Source organism: Acinetobacter sp. DL27, assembly GCF_055810995.1.
This window is the reverse complement of record NZ_CM147947.1, coordinates 1,270,614-1,287,968: the sequence shown is the minus strand read 5'-3', so window position 1 is coordinate 1,287,968 and position 17,355 is coordinate 1,270,614. Positions and strand designations below refer to the sequence as shown.

At 41.6% G+C, this 17,355-nt stretch carries 16 protein-coding genes; 6 read left to right on the top strand and 10 right to left on the bottom strand.

All coding sequences use genetic code 11. The features are described from left to right. Positions 1–54 precede the first annotated feature (54 nt). The 8 genes from AC0KVP_RS06200 to AC0KVP_RS06165 all read right to left on the bottom strand — a co-directional run bounded on the left by AC0KVP_RS06200 (position 55) and on the right by AC0KVP_RS06165 (position 8,393). Complete coding sequence (locus tag AC0KVP_RS06200; protein WP_348958405.1) at positions 55–492, bottom strand: hypothetical protein; 438 nt, start codon at positions 490–492, stop codon at positions 55–57. Positions 493–661: 169 nt separating this feature from the next. After that, positions 662–1,105 (bottom strand): 2-amino-4-hydroxy-6-hydroxymethyldihydropteridine diphosphokinase, encoded by a 444-nt coding sequence (locus AC0KVP_RS06195; RefSeq protein ID WP_058951713.1) that lies wholly within the window; start codon positions 1,103–1,105, stop codon positions 662–664. After that, positions 1,062–1,442, bottom strand: a complete 381-nt coding sequence (gene folB, locus AC0KVP_RS06190; RefSeq protein ID WP_010327015.1) for a dihydroneopterin aldolase — start codon at positions 1,440–1,442, stop codon at positions 1,062–1,064. Before folB ends, AC0KVP_RS06195 begins: the two co-directional genes overlap by 44 nt. 144 nt (positions 1,443–1,586) lie before the next feature. Beyond that, on the bottom strand, positions 1,587–2,885 hold the full coding sequence (locus tag AC0KVP_RS06185) for an ABC1 kinase family protein (protein WP_473339665.1): 1,299 nt from the start codon (positions 2,883–2,885) through the stop codon (positions 1,587–1,589). Positions 2,886–2,942: 57 nt separating this feature from the next. Beyond that, positions 2,943–3,713 carry a HesA/MoeB/ThiF family protein gene (locus tag AC0KVP_RS06180; protein ID WP_058869850.1) on the bottom strand — a complete coding sequence of 257 codons (771 nt, stop codon included), beginning with the start codon at positions 3,711–3,713 and terminating at the stop codon, positions 2,943–2,945. Positions 3,714–4,277: 564 nt separating this feature from the next. Further along, positions 4,278–5,924, bottom strand: coding sequence for an AMP-binding protein (locus AC0KVP_RS06175; protein WP_183175568.1), 1,647 nt, complete (start codon positions 5,922–5,924; stop codon positions 4,278–4,280). A 261-nt stretch (positions 5,925–6,185) separates the two neighbouring features. Next, positions 6,186–7,322 carry an acyl-CoA dehydrogenase family protein gene (locus AC0KVP_RS06170; protein WP_234955880.1) on the bottom strand — a complete coding sequence of 379 codons (1,137 nt, stop codon included), beginning with the start codon at positions 7,320–7,322 and terminating at the stop codon, positions 6,186–6,188. 300 nt (positions 7,323–7,622) lie between these two features. Beyond that, entirely contained in the window at positions 7,623–8,393 is a 771-nt protein-coding gene (locus tag AC0KVP_RS06165; RefSeq protein ID WP_184119011.1) for a 3-hydroxyacyl-CoA dehydrogenase, read from the bottom strand. Positions 8,394–8,536: 143 nt separating this feature from the next. Here AC0KVP_RS06165 and AC0KVP_RS06160 point away from each other — a divergent pair, with 143 nt between their 5' ends. The 6 genes from AC0KVP_RS06160 (at position 8,537) to AC0KVP_RS06135 (ending at position 15,084) form a co-directional block, all read left to right on the top strand. Then, complete coding sequence (locus AC0KVP_RS06160) at positions 8,537–9,562, top strand: AraC family transcriptional regulator (protein ID WP_473340436.1); 1,026 nt, start codon at positions 8,537–8,539, stop codon at positions 9,560–9,562. Between the two features lie 328 nt (positions 9,563–9,890). Then, complete coding sequence (locus tag AC0KVP_RS06155) at positions 9,891–11,213, top strand: sphingomyelin phosphodiesterase (protein ID WP_332476939.1); 1,323 nt, start codon at positions 9,891–9,893, stop codon at positions 11,211–11,213. Positions 11,214–11,222: 9 nt separating this feature from the next. Beyond that, the gene (locus AC0KVP_RS06150) at positions 11,223–12,182 is read left to right on the top strand and encodes a hypothetical protein (protein WP_473339660.1); all 960 of its coding nucleotides are present in this window, start codon (positions 11,223–11,225) and stop codon (positions 12,180–12,182) included. 478 nt (positions 12,183–12,660) lie between these two features. Further along, entirely contained in the window at positions 12,661–13,014 is a 354-nt protein-coding gene (locus AC0KVP_RS06145) for a hypothetical protein (RefSeq protein WP_029575052.1), read from the top strand. Between the two features lie 289 nt (positions 13,015–13,303). Then, positions 13,304–14,263, top strand: a complete 960-nt coding sequence (locus tag AC0KVP_RS06140; RefSeq protein ID WP_473339657.1) for an aliphatic sulfonate ABC transporter substrate-binding protein — start codon at positions 13,304–13,306, stop codon at positions 14,261–14,263. Beyond that, positions 14,263–15,084, top strand: coding sequence for an ABC transporter permease (locus AC0KVP_RS06135; protein WP_473339655.1), 822 nt, complete (start codon positions 14,263–14,265; stop codon positions 15,082–15,084). Before AC0KVP_RS06140 ends, AC0KVP_RS06135 begins: the two co-directional genes overlap by 1 nt. A 56-nt stretch (positions 15,085–15,140) precedes the next feature. Here the strand turns inward: AC0KVP_RS06135 and prmC are convergent, their stop codons facing one another. Together prmC and prfA are read right to left on the bottom strand one after the other, a co-directional pair. Next, positions 15,141–15,959, bottom strand: a complete 819-nt coding sequence (prmC, locus tag AC0KVP_RS06130) for a peptide chain release factor N(5)-glutamine methyltransferase (RefSeq protein ID WP_126037063.1) — start codon at positions 15,957–15,959, stop codon at positions 15,141–15,143. Next, positions 15,959–17,047, bottom strand: coding sequence for a peptide chain release factor 1 (gene prfA, locus AC0KVP_RS06125; protein WP_004982013.1), 1,089 nt, complete (start codon positions 17,045–17,047; stop codon positions 15,959–15,961). Before prfA ends, prmC begins: the two co-directional genes overlap by 1 nt. Between the last annotated feature and the right edge of the window lie 308 nt (positions 17,048–17,355).

The following is a 17,355-nucleotide window of genomic DNA, read 5'->3' as shown; positions in this document are numbered from 1 at the left end:
CTCTTATAAAAAAGCAGTGGTTATGCCACTGCTTTTTTATTGACTCTAATTTGCTTATTCCGCTGATATCGGCAGCAATAAGGTATTACCCGCTTGCTTTAAATTCGCCGTATATTTTGACGCTAGTGATGGATTTGATGGATAGCTTTTCCCATTGTATTTCAGCACGACTTGCCCTAAACCACGGGTATAAACCGACAAGTCACGCCACCCCTGCGTTTGGGTACTTAAGGCATAAATCGGTGTAGATGACACGGTCATTTTGCTATGCGGTTGAAAACTTCCATTTGCAAGACCTTGAAAGACCAGCAACGTACAGCCACCAGAACCACACCACTCCATCCCACTTAATAGCACCACGGCGTCATCGATTCCGTCTTGGTTTAAATCATATAGGCTAGTTTGATAATCCGATTGATCTTGCGTATAGGCTTGCACAGCTAGTTTTAGCCCTTGTTTTTCAGTAGTTTGATGTACACTCGTTGTATCCATAGCAGTTGTAGTTGTCGCAGTCATCTTAGATGGACTTGAATGACAGCCCACTAGAAGCACTGCCAAAGAAAGAGCACTCAAAATTTGTATTTTCATGAAAAAAGTTCGCTATGAATTGTGTTTTATAAGTATGTTAAGCCAGTTCAAGTGCCAATCACACTTCGATATGTTACTTGGCTTCCAAGCAGCTCACCGTTGGAAATGCATGCTTCGGATGCTGAAATGCAGCATCCTTCCACACATCGAACATTGGAATTTTAACGTCTAGCGCCAAAGGCAATTTTTTGGGATTGAACTGCATATGTTCTAAGTCTATCCCCCATGCAATCAAATCAACATCCAATGAAATTTGATGTGATGGACGGACACGCCCAGATGCTGCTTCCATATTTTTCAGCAATACCGAAATATCCGCAACAGACAAAGATGATTTCAGCAAACAGGCTGCATTCCAATAATCTGCCCCAACCCCATCACGGCATGGAATTAAATAAATATTCGAAAATTGCAGTTGCCCAATTTTAGTAAGTTCATCAGAGGCATATAAAAAGTGTTGCTTTGGATTATTATTACTCGCCAGAGCTAGGGCGAAAATCGTTTCGGTGGCGTTCAAGACGAATTCCTACAGAATTTGCTTGCGCGATAATGGCAGGCTTACGGATGGTAATATTAATCGATTCAATCGCATGAAAGGTAGAAAAAAGTGCGTTGATGACTAATTTTGCCGCATGTTCAATCAGCTCAGGTTTGGCGTCTTGAATGACCTTTGCTGCAATTTCACAAATTTCAGCATAATTTAAGGTATGGTCTAAGTCATCTGAGTTTGATGCTTGCTCCAAATCTGTTTGAATAATCATATCCAACATTAAAGGCTGAATAATCTGACGTTCCCAGTTAAAGCAGCCAACCACTGTTTCAACTTTTAAGCCTTCAATGATAATTGCGTCCACATTATTACCTTTAACAGATTTTGACTTTTAATCCCTGCCTTGCGAAACCATGTTTCTCGTCCCTTAAACAGGAAAGCGTTTTTCAGTCCCTCTTTTAAAAGAAGGACTGAAAGGGATTTTTTGGTGAATGTGCTTCAAAAGAACTTAGTTTTTTAATAACACATTTGGGTCCATAGTTTGCACCATTTGCAAACGCTGGTCAGCATAGATGTCGGTATACGGCGCAAGGATGCGCATGAAACGATCAAAATACAGCATCTGTTTAAATAACAAGGCAAAATCACGCGGGAAGCGAATACCGTGACGCTCGCCCACTGCAACCATATCCATCATGATATCATTCAAATCTGCTGGGTTTGAACTCAGTAATTCTTGCGGATCTGCCAACAACACACCACTAAATAAACGCTCAAGATCTGCGGCTAACACCTGAGTATCAATCTGCACTGCGGTCATGCCCATTTTCAGCATGTTTTCCGCCATGAGTGCATAATCCGTTTTTTGTAAGGCATCCATAAAGGCGATACAAGCTGTCCATACTTCAGGTTTCAACTGTCCCACAATGCCGAAATCAATAAAACCCACACGACCATCATCAAGCAGCATTAGGTTTCCAGCATGTAAGTCAGCATGGAAGCTATTACACATCATCAAACTACCAAACCACGTGTTCATGGCAGTAATCAGGACTTGTGAAGGATCTTTACAGCGCTTTTTAACCACTTCAAAATCAGTCAGTGGTACGCCGTAAAGACGCTGCATGGTGAGCACACGACGAGTCGAATATTGGTGATAAACCTTCGGTGCCATGGCTTTATGGTTTTGCGTGATATTGAGATAGTTCACAAAGTCATCCAGATTACTGGCTTCTTCAATAAAATCGACTTCTCGAACCATGCGGGTTTTGATTTCTTCCACAATGTCTGCAAGAGATGCAAATTTGACTTTAGGCACTGCTTTTTCTAAAACCTTGGTAGCCCAGTGCAGAACATTTAAGTCGGTATAGAGAATAGTTTCTACACCTGGCTTTTGTACTTTAATCACCACATTTTCACCCGTCACCAGCTTCGCGGCATGAACTTGGGCAATAGACGCTGAAGCTAACGGCGTTTCATCAATCGATGCAAAAATCTCAGACAGATTTCGACCTTCAAACTCAGAAGCTAAAACCCCTTGTACATAACTAAATGGTAATGATGGGGTTTGGTCTAAACAGCCTTGAAACTCTTCAACATATTCACGTGGAAAAAGTGAAGGTGTACTCGCAATAAATTGCCCCAACTTGATATAGGTTGAACCCAGAGACTCAAAGGTTTCACGCATCAATTTGGCATTACTTGGTTTTTCAGTTGCGTACTTAATACCAGCACGTGCTGCAATGACTGCAGTTTCCCCAACACGGGCAACAGAACGCAGTCCATCTAAAAAGATATTGTTTTTCATAATATCGGTCAAAAATAAATTGTATTGAGTGTATCAAAGAATGAAAAAATTGCAGGCTTATCTTGCCTGACAAACTGGACAATCTGTATCTTTTTCGAAAGCAAGCAAACGTTGTTTCATACTTAAGCCATCCCAAAGTAACAAGCGTTGTTTGAGTGCAGTCACATTTAAACCCAAATATAAAAGTGCATGATGCGCTTGAAGACTGGCCATTACATTCGGGGTGGTAGCTAAAACGCCCGAATCTGCACAGCGTAGGCTTTCATTCGCATGTTCTTCTTTAGGGAACAGACATTCATAGCAAGCGGACTCACCTTCCACCATAAACAGTTGCCCTTGAAAACCAATGGCCGATGCACTGATGAGTGGAACATTGGCTGCTTTACACTGCTGATTGACCAAATACCGTGTCGTAAAATTATCACAACCATCAAGGACTAAGTCTTGGCCTGCAATTAAACTAGCTGCATTGGCTGTATCAAGTTTTACAGCATGCGCATGGACTTTGATGTAGGGATTGATCTGCTTTAAACGCTGGGCCAAAACCTCCGCTTTATAAAAACCGACATTATTTTCTACATAGGCAATCTGTCTTTGGAGATTACTCACTTCTATCGTATCAGCATCAATCAGAGTGATTTGCCCTACACCAGCACGTGCCAATAACTCCGCAGTCATACAACCAATACCACCACAGCCTACGATGAGTATGTTGGCCAACTTGAGTTTTTCTTGTGCCTCTATATCCCATCCGTCCAATAAAATTTGACGACTATAGAGATGCATTTCAGCATTACTGAGTTCTAGACTTTCATCTAACTCGTCCATGATTCAGCCTTTTTCTAAAGAAAATGTTGATGGCGAATTATACCCATGAAACCAAGGTTAGCTATGCACAAATTCAATAAATGCTATGTGCTTTAGATAGCTCAACTTTTTCATTTTTAAGTAATGGAGATTAAATCATACTAGTTGCCCAGTTAAATTTTCTTAGACTATTTATACCTCTAACTATATTTCAAGCGGTGTTCCACAAGTCACATGCCACTATAAATGGTTAAAAGAAAAAGCCAGTCTATTAGAACTGACTGGCTTTAACTTTAACTAGATTTCAACAAAAAATGATACTCAAAAAATGTCATCTGCAACCTGCATGGTGTAAGTAAGATAATGTTTCTTTGATATATTTTAACGAATTCCAAAAAAGAACAGGTTTTGCAGATGACCATGGTTTTGCCTACTTTTGCCGAAACAAAAGTAGGGCGAGCCGCAGGCTAATGATGAAATTGGGTGAAAATTTGATAAGACTCCACCAAGATAATTTTTTTTCAATCAGTTAGATCAACAATTACGTCGAATTAAAGTTACCCCTAAGACCCTTTTATTTGTAAATTAAATGGCAGCTTGTAAAGTTTGCATCTTTGCCACTTCTTGCTGTTTCAGCAAATTACGTTGAATTTTTCCACTCGACGTTTTTGGCAAGCTTTCAACAAACTCAATTTCTTTCGGATACGCATGTTTAGATAAACGTGAACGCACATAGGCTTGGAGTTTGCTATCCAACTCTTTAGAGGCTTGGTACTGTGGCTTTAGTACCACAAAAGCTTTCACCACTTCAGTGCGCTCTGGATCAGGCTTACCAATCACAGCTGACTCGAGTACTTCCGCACACTCAAGTAAGGTACTTTCGACATCAAAAGGCCCGACTCGATAGCCTGACGTTGTAATGACATCGTCAGCACGACCTATAAAGTCGATACCTCCAATTTCATTCAGCTTGACCGTATCACCTGTTAAATAATACTGCCCCACAAAGGACTTACGATTATTGCCACCATAGCCCTTAAACCATGTCAGTGGTGACTGGCTAAAGTCTATCGCCAACGTTCCAATTTCGCCGTACTTCACTTCTTGATGGTTCGCATCAAGTACAGCAAAGCGGTGTCCGGGGTTAGCAAAGCCTGCCGAGCCGACTTTTTTCTCATGCTCCAGTGCATGATGGTTGGCAATCACCATGCCCAACTCAGTTTGTCCATATTGGTCATAAATGTTGACATTCAGATCATTATTGAACCAATGAATCACTTCTGGGGTCAAAGGCTCACCCGCACTACTAACAGCACGTAGGTGGGTTTTAATGGAAGGATCAAACTTTTCTTTAAAACCAAAGAACATCCGAAAAGCTGTAGGCGAACCTGTTAAATTACTGATGCGATACTTTTTAATGACTTCAACCGCATGATCGACGCTAAATGCGCGCTCATCCATAATGATGCTATGCCCCAAGCTGAGCGGTCCTGTAATGCCATAGTACAACCCATAAGCCCAACCCGGATCAGCTAAATTCCAAAATGAATCGTCTTCTCTTAAATCGACTGCATGTTGCATATAGCCCTTAAAAGCCAAAACTGCTTTTAAAGGAACAGGCACGGATTTCGCCAAACCGGTGGTGCCTGAGGTAAACATCATCAGGAAATCATCATCAAAGCTACGTAAAACAGCTTCACATTGATCTGAATGTTGTTCTGCTTCCTGCCAAAAATCAGCTTCATTGCTAGTTAAGTTTGTTCCTGCATTCACAGTCAGGATATGTTTGACTTCAACATGATTTAGCTTTGGACGTTGCTCTGCATTGGTTACAATCAATTTGGTGTTTGCAGTTAACACTCGATGTTCAATCGCCTTCGACTCAAAAGCAGTAAACAAAGGCTGATAAATCGCACCGATCCGCCATGTGGCTAAAATCGTAATCAACAGCTCAGGCGTACGCGGTAACAGCCCTGCGATACAGTCACCCACTTGAATCCCACTACTTTTAAAATAATTTGCCAACTGAGCTGAGGCAACATCGAGCTGTTCAAAACTCCATTGCTCTGACTCGCCATTTTTTCCTTCCCAAATGAGTGCTGTTTTTTGCAGCCCGACATAGCGCTGACAGCACTCAATATAAGCATTCACTGCATTGGGTTGGCCTACCAGTTGTTCTTGAACCAGTTGATCATAGTTAAATTCTTGATGGGCTTGTTCTAATGTCTTCATCACGACAACCTCGCATTATCCATTTTTTAAGACCAAATCCACTTTGGCCGTCCATATTCTTTATCGTTTTAAGCATTGAACTGACCTCATTGTCAGTCCCATATTATTTGAAAACTTAGAGCGGTTCAGTTGCTCTATTTAATGACTGTACTTAACCGCGCTGTACCTAGATAACCATGTTTTAAATGCGCCTACAATTTCCAAATCCCTCAATGAAAATGCAGGCTTTGAACATCGACCAAGGTCTAAAACTAAGTCGACTTAAACCTTGGTGACTTCACGTGCAATGACAAGACGCTGGATATCAGACGCTCCTTCATAAATCTGGCTCACACGGACGTCCCGATAAATTCGTTCAACAGGAAAATCTGAAACATAGCCATAGCCACCATGAATTTGAATCGCATCAGAACAAACACGCTCCGCCATGGTTGAGGCAAACAGTTTGGCCATAGAGGCTTCTTTTAAACACGGCAATCCTGCATCCTTCAAAGTGGCTGCATGGAAAATTAACTGACGTGCAGCTTCAATTTGCGTCGCCATATCGGCTAAACGAAAAGCAACTGCCTGATGTTGTACAATTTCAACACCAAAGGCTTTACGGTCATTGGCATATTCAACCGCAGCATCTAAAGCGGCGCGAGCCATGCCCACTGATTGCGCAGCAATACCAATGCGTCCCGACTCCAAATTTGAAAGCGCAATTTTATAACCTTCGCCTTCAGCACCTAGCAAATGATCAGCAGGAATGCGGCAGTTCTCCAAAACAATGGTTGCCGTATCCGAACAGTGCTGCCCCATCTTTTCTTCTATACGAGAGACAATATAGCCTTCGGTATCGGTTGGGACTAAAAAGCAAGAAATGCCTTTCTTCCCCGCAGCTTTGTCTGTGACTGCGAAAACCAAAGCGACTTGAGCATGCTTACCTGTGGTAATGAATTGTTTAGTTCCATTCAGCACCCATTCATCGCCCTCACGAACGGCCTTGCATTCCAACGCTCCAGCATCTGAGCCTGCTTGTGGTTCAGTGAGACAAAAGCACCCTAACCACTCACCTGTGGCAAGCTTGCTTAAATATTTCTGCTTTTGCTCATCAGTTCCATAACGCTGGGTAATGCCACACGGCAGTGAGTTTTGCACACTGACAATGGTCGAAATCGCACCATCACCTGCTGCAATTTCCTCAAGTGCCACCACCAGTGAAATATAATCTAAGCCTGCACCACCCCACTCAGGTGAAACAGTCATACCCAAAGCACCTAACTCACCAAGCTCTTTAAGTTCTTGCGCAGGAAACTGTGCAGTTTTGTCACGTACAGCCGCGGTTGGCTTCAGTTTTTCCTGCGAATAACTACGCAACATATCCTGAACCATTTTTTGTTCTTCATTTAAAAGCATTAGATGTCCTTTTCTCTGTCAGTGCCTTAATTTAATTTTTAAAGTTAATTCAGGTCTGAATATCTATTTTTAGCGTCCATTTCTAGCATTTGATACGCGAAAAAGTCATTTGCAACTGTCCGAGAGAGGTCTACATTTCTACGTCATGTTTCTGCGAGCTATTGATCAGAAAATGTAATTCAACGAGTTTTGCAAATGACAATGGCTTTGGTTACTTTTGCCAAAACAAAAGTAACTGAATGAGCTAATACAAAAGAATTTATTTAAGGTAAGACTCCGTAATGGATACACCCTAAGAAATTATTTAGGCTGCATACGAATCGCGCCATCTAAACGAATCACTTCACCATTCAAATAACTATTTTCAAAAATATGCCCTACAAGCTGAGCAAACTCTTGAGGTTTTGCCAACCGCTTCGGAAATGGCACCATTTCACCCAACGCATCTTGTACATTTTGCGGCATCGCCTTCAACATTGGCGTTTCCATAATGCCCGGAGCAATAGTCATCACTCGAATTTTCTCACGTGCTAGTTCACGTGCCAGCGGTAAAGTCATCGAGACAACAGCGCCCTTAGAGGCTGCATAAGCGGTCTGGCCAATTTGGCCGTCATAGGCTGCAACCGAAGCTGTATTCACAATCACTCCGCGTTCTTCTTCACCAGCTTGAAGTTCATATTTCGCGATTAACTGCGCCGCAAAACGCAGCATATTAAAAGTACCTGAGACATTGATGTTTAATACTTTTTGGAATAACGCCAGCTCATGAATACCATCACGACCCAACACTTTGGCTGAAGGCGCTACACCCGCACAGTTCACCAAACCATTCAATTGCCCATATTCAGCCTCGACTTCTTGGAAGAAACTTTGCACAGCGTGCTCATCAGTAACATCGAGGCTTTTAAACTGAGCATTTTCACCCAACTCACGCTGTAGCTCTTCACCTAAAGCTTGGTTCATATCTACCAAAATGACTTTCGCACCTTGTTCAATCAAATGACGTGCTGTTGCTGCACCTAAACCCGATGCTCCACCCGTGACGACAAAAACCTTCCCTTGAATCTTCATTTATTTTTCCTTGTATGATTGAATGCTACGACTTAAGAAGAAATGTAAACACAGAAGCACTTGAGTACAATTTCCAAATATTGCATCTTCCATGATGGTTTTGGACAATGCTCAAAATGCACAATAAAAATATGGAAGCCACTATGACTGCATCGGAACATGCAAACGCCCAGAAAGATTCCATTTCGATTGCTTTGGTACACGAAGCATTGTTTGAAGCTGAAAAGCAGGGATATACAGTTGCTGATATTTTGAAAAATGCAGGCATCAATAGCGAACTATTAAGTGCGGCAAAAGCACGAGTCTCAGTCAATCAATATGCACAGCTCTGGACTGAACTGGCCAATGTCATGAATGATGAGTTCTTTGGGATGGATCGCCATGCTATGCGCCGTGGCAGTTTTCAGTTTTTATCTAAATCACTATTACACACCACCCAGCTCGACCAAGCCATTCAGCATATTTTGCAGTTTATGAATCTGGTACTAGACGACTTTAGCAGTCAACTCATGGTGCAAGAGCATTATGCCTATATTGTGATTTATGAACGACAACAGCCCAAGCGTATGTTTAGTTACGCAACTTACATCATGCTGATTCATGCCCTAATGTGTTGGCTAGTGGGTCAACGGGTGATTTTGAATCAAATTCAACTCAAATGTGATGCACCTACAGATGACATCGACTACAAAGTTCGTTTTTGTGAAAATATCCAGTATCAAATGGCTGAAAACTATATTCAGTTCGATGCAAATTATTTAAAAATGCCCATAAAACAGGACAGCAAATCGTGGTATCAATTTATTCAGCAAACCCCACATATTTTACTGACCCGTTATAAAAACCCACATTCAACCAGTGTCCAAATTCGTCGCTATTTAATGCAAGACCCCCCGATCCAGTGGCTGGAACTGTCTGAAATTGCCCATCATTTCAATATGTCTGAGGCAACTATTCAGCGTCGACTGAAAAGTGAAGGTTTCAGTTATCAACAGCTCAAAAATGATATACGCCGTGATATGGCGATTGAGCTACTCAGTAACAGCCAAGTATCATTACAAGACATTAGCACTGAACTCAATTTTCATGATCCGAGTGCTTTCCATCGTGCTTTTAAAAAATGGACAGGCGTCAGCCCCGGCGCTTATCGTCAAAATAAGGACGCTTAACTTCAGTCGATTGATATAGGCAACTACAAGACACTCTTGCTCTTTCTACATAACAAATAACCAACCCATAAAATTTTCTCGTTCAAGTCAAACCTTATCATTCAATTGTTCTAACGTTGGTTTTGATTTGCCAAATGAAATGTCAACAGAGCTTATAAATTAAATTGAATTTTTGATGCTCATTCATCGGAAAATCAGGGTGCTGTCGCACTTTGTCACTGACTTAAAAAAATTACCTGCCATAGTGATCTCGTCATATTGTTTTACACAATATTGAATAAAAACATCATGGAGGGAACACATGAGCACCCAATTAAATAAAAACTTAATGAAAAATATCGGATGGTTATCATTATTGCTATGCAGTCAGCAAGCGATAGCCGACTCATACATTTATGTGACCAATACCACCCCTGAAACGGTATCCGTCAATGTTAATCATCACGGCACACGCACCTTAACTCAGGGGAGTCAATGGGCTCAAGAAGCCACCCAAATTGCACCTTATGAAACCAAACGTGTACTGCGTTATAACCGTTATACTGGGGTAAAGTCAGGTCAAACCTATAATTTTGATACCGTGATTACAGGCGGTGGTTCAAGTGTCACCCTGAAGCAATCCATGACTGGCACTTGGTCTGGCAGTGATATTAAACACTCTGCATCTGGCAGTGATTTCTCTGCACCATGGTTCAACGACCGTAACATTCAGCGCTTCAACACCAATTATGCAGGAAAAGCGGCGCAGACTGCTTTTAAAGCTGAATACACTGGTGGTTATGACGACTTCCACTACACTATCCATCAAAATACCGTGCCAGAACCCGTTGTCAGCAGTGCCGATGAGTTTAAAGTTTTAACCTACAATATTTATGCTCTTCCTTTAGTGGCAAGTAAAATTGATTCGCGTTTAGAGCAACTGCCGCAAAACCTAAAAGGCTACGATGCAATCTTATTCCAAGAAACCTTTGCTTCTGGTCGTACCGCCATGTTGGCCAAATTAGCGCAGGAATATCCGTACCAAACTTATATTCCAATCGGTTCAGGTTTCAATATCTATGACAGCGGCATATTGGTTGCAAGTCGCCATCCAATTGTAAAAACGGATCATTTTATTTACCCAAGCTGTACAGGCATTGACTGTTTTGCAGATAAAGGCGTGATTTATGCTGAAATCCTCAAGAATGGCAAAGCCTATCATGTGACCTCCACGCATACCGCATCGTTTGATACCGACGCGGCACGTGATATGCGCCAGCAACAATTTAAGCAAATCCGCGCTTTGGTCGATAAGCAAAATATCCCGTCATTTGATGCAGTACTTATGGGCGGTGACTTTAATGTCAACAAACTCCTGTGGCCGCAAGATTATGCGCAAATGCAAATCAACTTGAATGGTACGGTCCCAGTCAGCACCGGATATACCGAATCGACCTTCGATCCACGAGTGAATAAACTCGCAGGTGCAGGACTCACTGGCGGCTCTACCGTAGAGTATTTAGACTACGTGGTGTCATCCAATAACCACCGTCAGCCTATGCAAGCACGTAATGATGTCCGCATTCTTCGCTCGGCTGCCGACCCCGTATTTATGACTTGGGACTTATCTGACCACTTCCCAGTAATGGGTCAATTCCAATACAACCCATAAGGAAGAACAATGAAGCGCTTTGGGCTTATCGCTTTGGTGCTGAGTGTATTGGTGATCGGTGTGGTGATATGGTTGGGCCTTGGCTCATCATATGCCACATCGGGTCAAACTCAGGCGTCCTCACCGTCCCTTACGGAGACTGCTCAACCCAGCAGTTTGCAAGAGAAGCTTGCTGCTGCAAACAATGACGAGTCAAAAATGCAGCAACAACAGCAACAAGAATCCATCCAAAAAATCATTCAACTCTTTCAAAAAAATCCGGGCAATATCACACAATTATTAAACCAGTTACAACAAAACTGCCCCGATACCAACTGTCAGGCCTTATTAAAACAGGTATTGGACGAATATCCAGATCAGCAGTTTGCCCAGACTTTAAAACAATTGATAGAACGCCTACCACTGTACGAAAAAGAAATGCAAGCTAAAACCATGTCCACACAAATGACACCACAACAGCGTTATCAGGAGATTTGGAACTTACGTGAACAGACTTTAGGTAAGCAAGAAACACAACTCGGCTTTGCTGAAGAAAAAGAATTTGCCAGCTATCAGTTTGCTTATGGTGAGCTCTTGAGCCGCGCACCGCAAATGACCTTACAACAACGGCTGAGTGAACTCGCGCAATTACAGCAACAATATAAAAACCCGAGCAAAAATATTGATGGTCAAAGTGGTAGTTATGATAAAGCCCTTAAATTGGCTTTAATTGGCGTCACCGACCCAATGCAGCAACAAGAAATTACCCAACAAATTCGTAACAGCTACTTTTCAGGCAAAGAAGCAGCGCAGTTGGCTGAACGCGAACAACAAGTTGCTCGTCAGCAACAACAGATCGCCAGTTATCAATCTGAACTTGCTGCTCTCAACCAAGAAATGGACCAGCAAAAACAAAACTTAGCTGAAAGTGCATGGCAGCAGCAATATCAACTCCGTCTAGAACAACTGAGGCAAAAGCACTTTAACTAGTGGCTTAAACGTTCATCATTCTTCACATCAAACAAAGACAGCTAAAGCAAGGTGATATACCTCATGTTGCTTTAGCATGTCCTTATAAATAGCAATTCCACAATGTTTTGAGTTCGCATCAGTGATGCGTAAAATAAAGATCATTGCAACAAAGATATTAACAAGTTATTACTTTTCAATATTTTAAAAATAATTCTAATAACTTTTCAATTGAAGTCCATCGATAGTCCGCATTGAATACTTCTTTTTGATCAATCCGAGTCCATTGCAACAGTAGTGTAAAATGTAAACATGCTCTCAATTTAATAAATTTAATCTTTTCATTTACTTAACAAATCAATCTTTCATTTATCGGAATCTATTTGCAAAAAGTTCCAAAATGGATTATTTTTCAACCAATTTTAAAGCATTCTTTAATGCTTATTTTCTGGCTGTACTCCCCCTGTTTAATCACCTTATTTCTTTTAAAGGTTATGACATGCTTAAAATGATTGATGTTCTCGATCAACGTCTGGTGCAAAACTTTACTCAAGCTTTGCAGTCTCCTACCCCACAATTTGAAGAGCAATTGGATCAAGGTATTCTCAATGCATCAGACCTTGAATTAAATCATGCTGTTACTGCATTTTTTAATGAAGTTAATGCGATTGAAGCTGCTCAAGCGTTGGATATTAGCGCTGACCGTATTCAAGCCCTGCAGTTAGGTGCATCGTTTAAAGATGAACAATATTTAGCTGATCTAAAGAAAATTGTGACACTTTGTCTTGCACTTGAAACTGATGCTTTAGAGCAAGTTGAAGTGTTTGACAGCTTACAAGACTATCCTATGTAAGCTTGCAACCCCCTTAAAAAAGCGACTATTACAGTCGCTTTTTTACATTCAAAATGAATGATTTAGTTATGCAATCTTCATATAAGAAGAAATTATTCTATGCTTTTTTAAAGTTATTCTATACTTCAAAAACTACATAAATCTCAATAAAGTTATTAAAATTCAGATGCTTAAATTAAGATTATCTGCTTATTTCAATTTAATATTTTGTTATCCATTTTTCTTTTTTTATTTTTCGCATACATAAGGTTAAAAGAACCCACAAATGAACTTATTTAAATGATGCAACATGAAAAACTTTAAACTACTGAGCACTTCACTGATTTTAGGTCTGATCGGTTCTTATGCCAATGCCGCTATTCCAAACACGCTCAAACTTGATTATGCCTACTACGCACCAACCAGCCTCGTAGTGAAAGAACAAAAACTGTTAGAAAAAGCCTTACCTAAAACTGAAATTAAATGGGTGTTTAGCCAAGGCAGTAACCGTTCACTGGAATATTTAAATAGTGGTAGTGTCGATTTTGCTTCAACCGCAGGGCTTGCAGCCGTACTTAGTCGTGCCAACGGCAGTCCAATCAATACCGTTTATATCCAAAGCCAACCTGAATGGACCGCTTTGGTGGTTGCTAAAAACTCCCAAATTAAAAGCCTAAAAGACTTAAAAGGAAAAAAAATTGCCGCAACCAAAGGCACAGATCCATTTCTATTTACCTTACAAGCGCTGGATACAGTGGGTCTAAATAAACGTGATGTACAACTGGTCCATTTACAACATCCAGATGGCAAAACAGCTTTAGAACGTGGTCAAGTCGATGCTTGGGCAGGCTTAGATCCACTGATGGCATCGGCACAAGTGCAGTCTGGCGCAAAACTGCTGTATCGAAATATTGGGTTTAACAGTTATAGCGTACTCAGTGTCAAAGAGTCTTTTACTCAGCAAAGTCCCGAAGCCATTGAAGCAGTGATTAAAGCTTATGAGCAAGCACGTAAATGGGCCAAAGCTAACCCAGAGAAACTGGCGGAGTTACTGGCACGCGAGTCCAAACTGCCGTTGAATGTCGCAAAATTACAATTAAGCCGTACCAACTTTGATCAAAACATTCCATCAGCCAAACAGATTGCCGCATTACAAAAGTCTGGCGGCATTTTGAATGAAGAAGACTTAGTTCGCAAAGGAACTAATGTTAATCAAGTCGTGACTCAGTTGTTTAAACCACAATATGCACAAAAGGCTGTAAGCAAATAATGGCTAAGTCAGTCGCGAGCTCTTTCACCCCTATTGAAGTGAAAAAGAGTTCCTCATTTCAGTTGAAATTGAAGAGTGTTCTCAAAGCGATCACCCTTCCAGCGCTCTTACTGATTGCTTGTGAATATCTAGTCCGTGCTGGTTTTATTGAACCTTATTTATTGCCTGCTCCCAGTAGTCTATGGCAAACCTTTCTAGGTTTATGGCAGGCAGATTTATGGATGCATGTCTGGACCAGTACATGGCGGGTGTTTTTAGGATTTTTTATTGGGAGTGCTCTGGCTTTAATGTTTGCGATTTTAGTGGGACTCAATAAACAGGTTGAAGCGTTTTTAGAACCCAGTTTTTCAGCGATCAAATCCATCCCGAGCTTAGCGTGGATTCCTCTACTTTTACTGTGGTTGGGAATTGATGAAGCATCGAAAATTACCCTAATTGCAATTGGCGCATTTTTTCCGACCTATACCAACACGGTCGCAGCGATTAAAGGGGTTGATCGCAAGCTCATCGAAGTCGCACGAGTCTATCGACTGAAATACTGGCAGCAAGTACAACAGATTATTTTGCCTGCAGCATCTCCAGGGATCTTAACGGGACTGCGCAACAGTTTAAGTTTGGCATGGATGTTTATGATTGCCGCAGAACTCATTGCAGCGACACAAGGCATAGGCTACTTACTGAGTGATGGCCGAGAAACTTCACGTCCTGATATTGTGATCTTAGCGATTATTCTTTTAGCCGTGCTCGGAAAACTCAGTGATAGCATCATGAAAGCCATCGAGACTTGGCTACTGCGTTGGCGTGACGTATTTGGAACATAAGGTAGAAAAAATAAAAGCGCATCGAATGCGCTTTTATTTTGAAGAGAACAAAAAAATTATTGTGTCCACTGCCCTAAAGTGACGCGGTCATTTCCACCATAATCTTTCACCGTACGGACTTGTTTATAGCCCGCTTCTTTAAAGATTTTCTGTACAGCGTCACCTTGATCATAACCATGCTCAAGTACCACCCAGCCATCAAGAGTTAAATGCTTTTTACCTTGCTGGATAATAACTTTCAAATCAGCCAAACCATGATCTGCCGCAACTAGAGCACGTTCAGGCTCAGTTGCTAAGTCTTGCATGTGGGCATCATCAGCATCGATGTACGGCGGGTTCGAGACAATCACATCAAAAAACTTTCGATTTAGCGGTGCAAACCAACTGCCACACACAAAAGTCACATCATTTAAGTCATGCTTTTCTGCATTTTGCTGGGCAACGGCTAAAGTCGGCTCATAAATATCTGTAGCCGTGATGTCCCACGTGTCTCGCTCACTGGCCAATGAAAGCGCAACCGCCCCCGTCCCCGTGCCTAAATCGACAATGCGGGCATCTTCAGGTAAGTCTAAACGTAGTACAGTTTCAACCAGTACTTCGGTATCTGGACGTGGCACTAAGGTGTCAGGCGTGACAATCAGATCTAGCGTCCAAAACGGCTGAGAACCTGTCACATAAGCCAAAGGTTCACCTGCTTCAATGCGTGCCAAGGCAGCAACATAGGCTTGCTCTTGTTCATCGGTCAAGACTTGGTCTTTTTTCATAACCAAATCAAAAGAATCAATTTTGGTTATGTGTTCCAGCAACCATGCGTTCTCTTGACGTTCGTAACTCTCGGCTTCACCACGTAAAGCCAAAGCTTGGGCAATATTCATTATCCACCATTCTGCTGTGCAAGCATCGCAAGCTGATCTGCTTGATATTCACGATGTAAGCTATCTAATAGTTCAGTTAAATCGCCTTCCATAACCGCGTCTAACTTGTATAAAGTTAAGTTAATACGGTGATCGGTCATACGACCTTGCGGGTAGTTATAGGTACGGATACGTTCTGAACGATCACCTGAGCCGACCAAGTCACGGCGCATTTCAGAAGTTGCAGCATCAGCTGCTGCACGTTTTGCATTTTCCAAACGTGAAGCAAGTAAAGCCATCGCTTTGGCTTTGTTTTTATGCTGCGAACGCTCTTCCTGACATTCCACCACCGTTCCTGTTGGAATGTGGGTAATACGCACAGCCGAATCGGTTTTGTTGATGTGCTGACCACCCGCACCTGAGGCACGGTAGGTATCAATACGTAAGTCTGATGCATTAATCTCAACCGTTGTATCGACATCAATTTCAGGCAAAATCGCAACGGTACACGCCGAAGTATGTACACGCCCCTGAGACTCCGTTGCAGGTACACGTTGTACACGGTGCGCGCCACTTTCAAACTTCAAGCGGCCGTAAACGCCCTCACCATTCACCAAACAAATAATTTCTTTATAACCACCGTGTTCGCCTTCATTTTCAGACAACACTTCAATACGCCAGCCTTGTGATTCAGCATACTTAGTATACATACGGTATAAGTCACCCGAGAAAATAGCAGCTTCATCACCGCCTGTTCCCGCTCGAATTTCCAAATATGCAGAGTTCGCATCATTTGGATCTTTCGGAATCATTAAGATATTTAAATCAGCTTCTAAAGACGCAATAATGGCTTTATTTTCTTTAATTTCTTCAACAGCCATTTCCTTAAAATCAGGATCTGACAGCATTGCTTCAGCCGTTTCAATATCAGCTTCAGCTTGTTTATACTTGGTCCAAACTTCTGTGATTTCGCTTAAATCACTATGTTCACGTGACAACTGACGAAAGCGTTTGTTATCCGAAATGACTTCTACATCTGCAAGTAATGCTGTTAATTCTTCGTGACGGTCAGAAAGTTGATCTAATCGTAAACGTAACGATTCTTTCATTAGGAAAATATCTCAATATAAAGGCTGCAATACAGTTTCACAGCACCAAAAAATTTGCGCTTAGTTTAACGGCTCTATCACGCAAAGAACATCTTTATTCAATCCTGAGCGACGTTTACTTTATACGCCTCAGTGGATTGATACACTTTTAAAGCGTGTTTATGCACTTACTAACACTCAAAAAATGCAAAAAAGCTTATTTCATATACAGCTTTTAAATAGGTCATTTCAGCTCAAAATTCAGAGTGTGAACTGCATCACTCCTAGGTTTATCCACATTTGCATGATTTTGGATAAATTTCATTCTG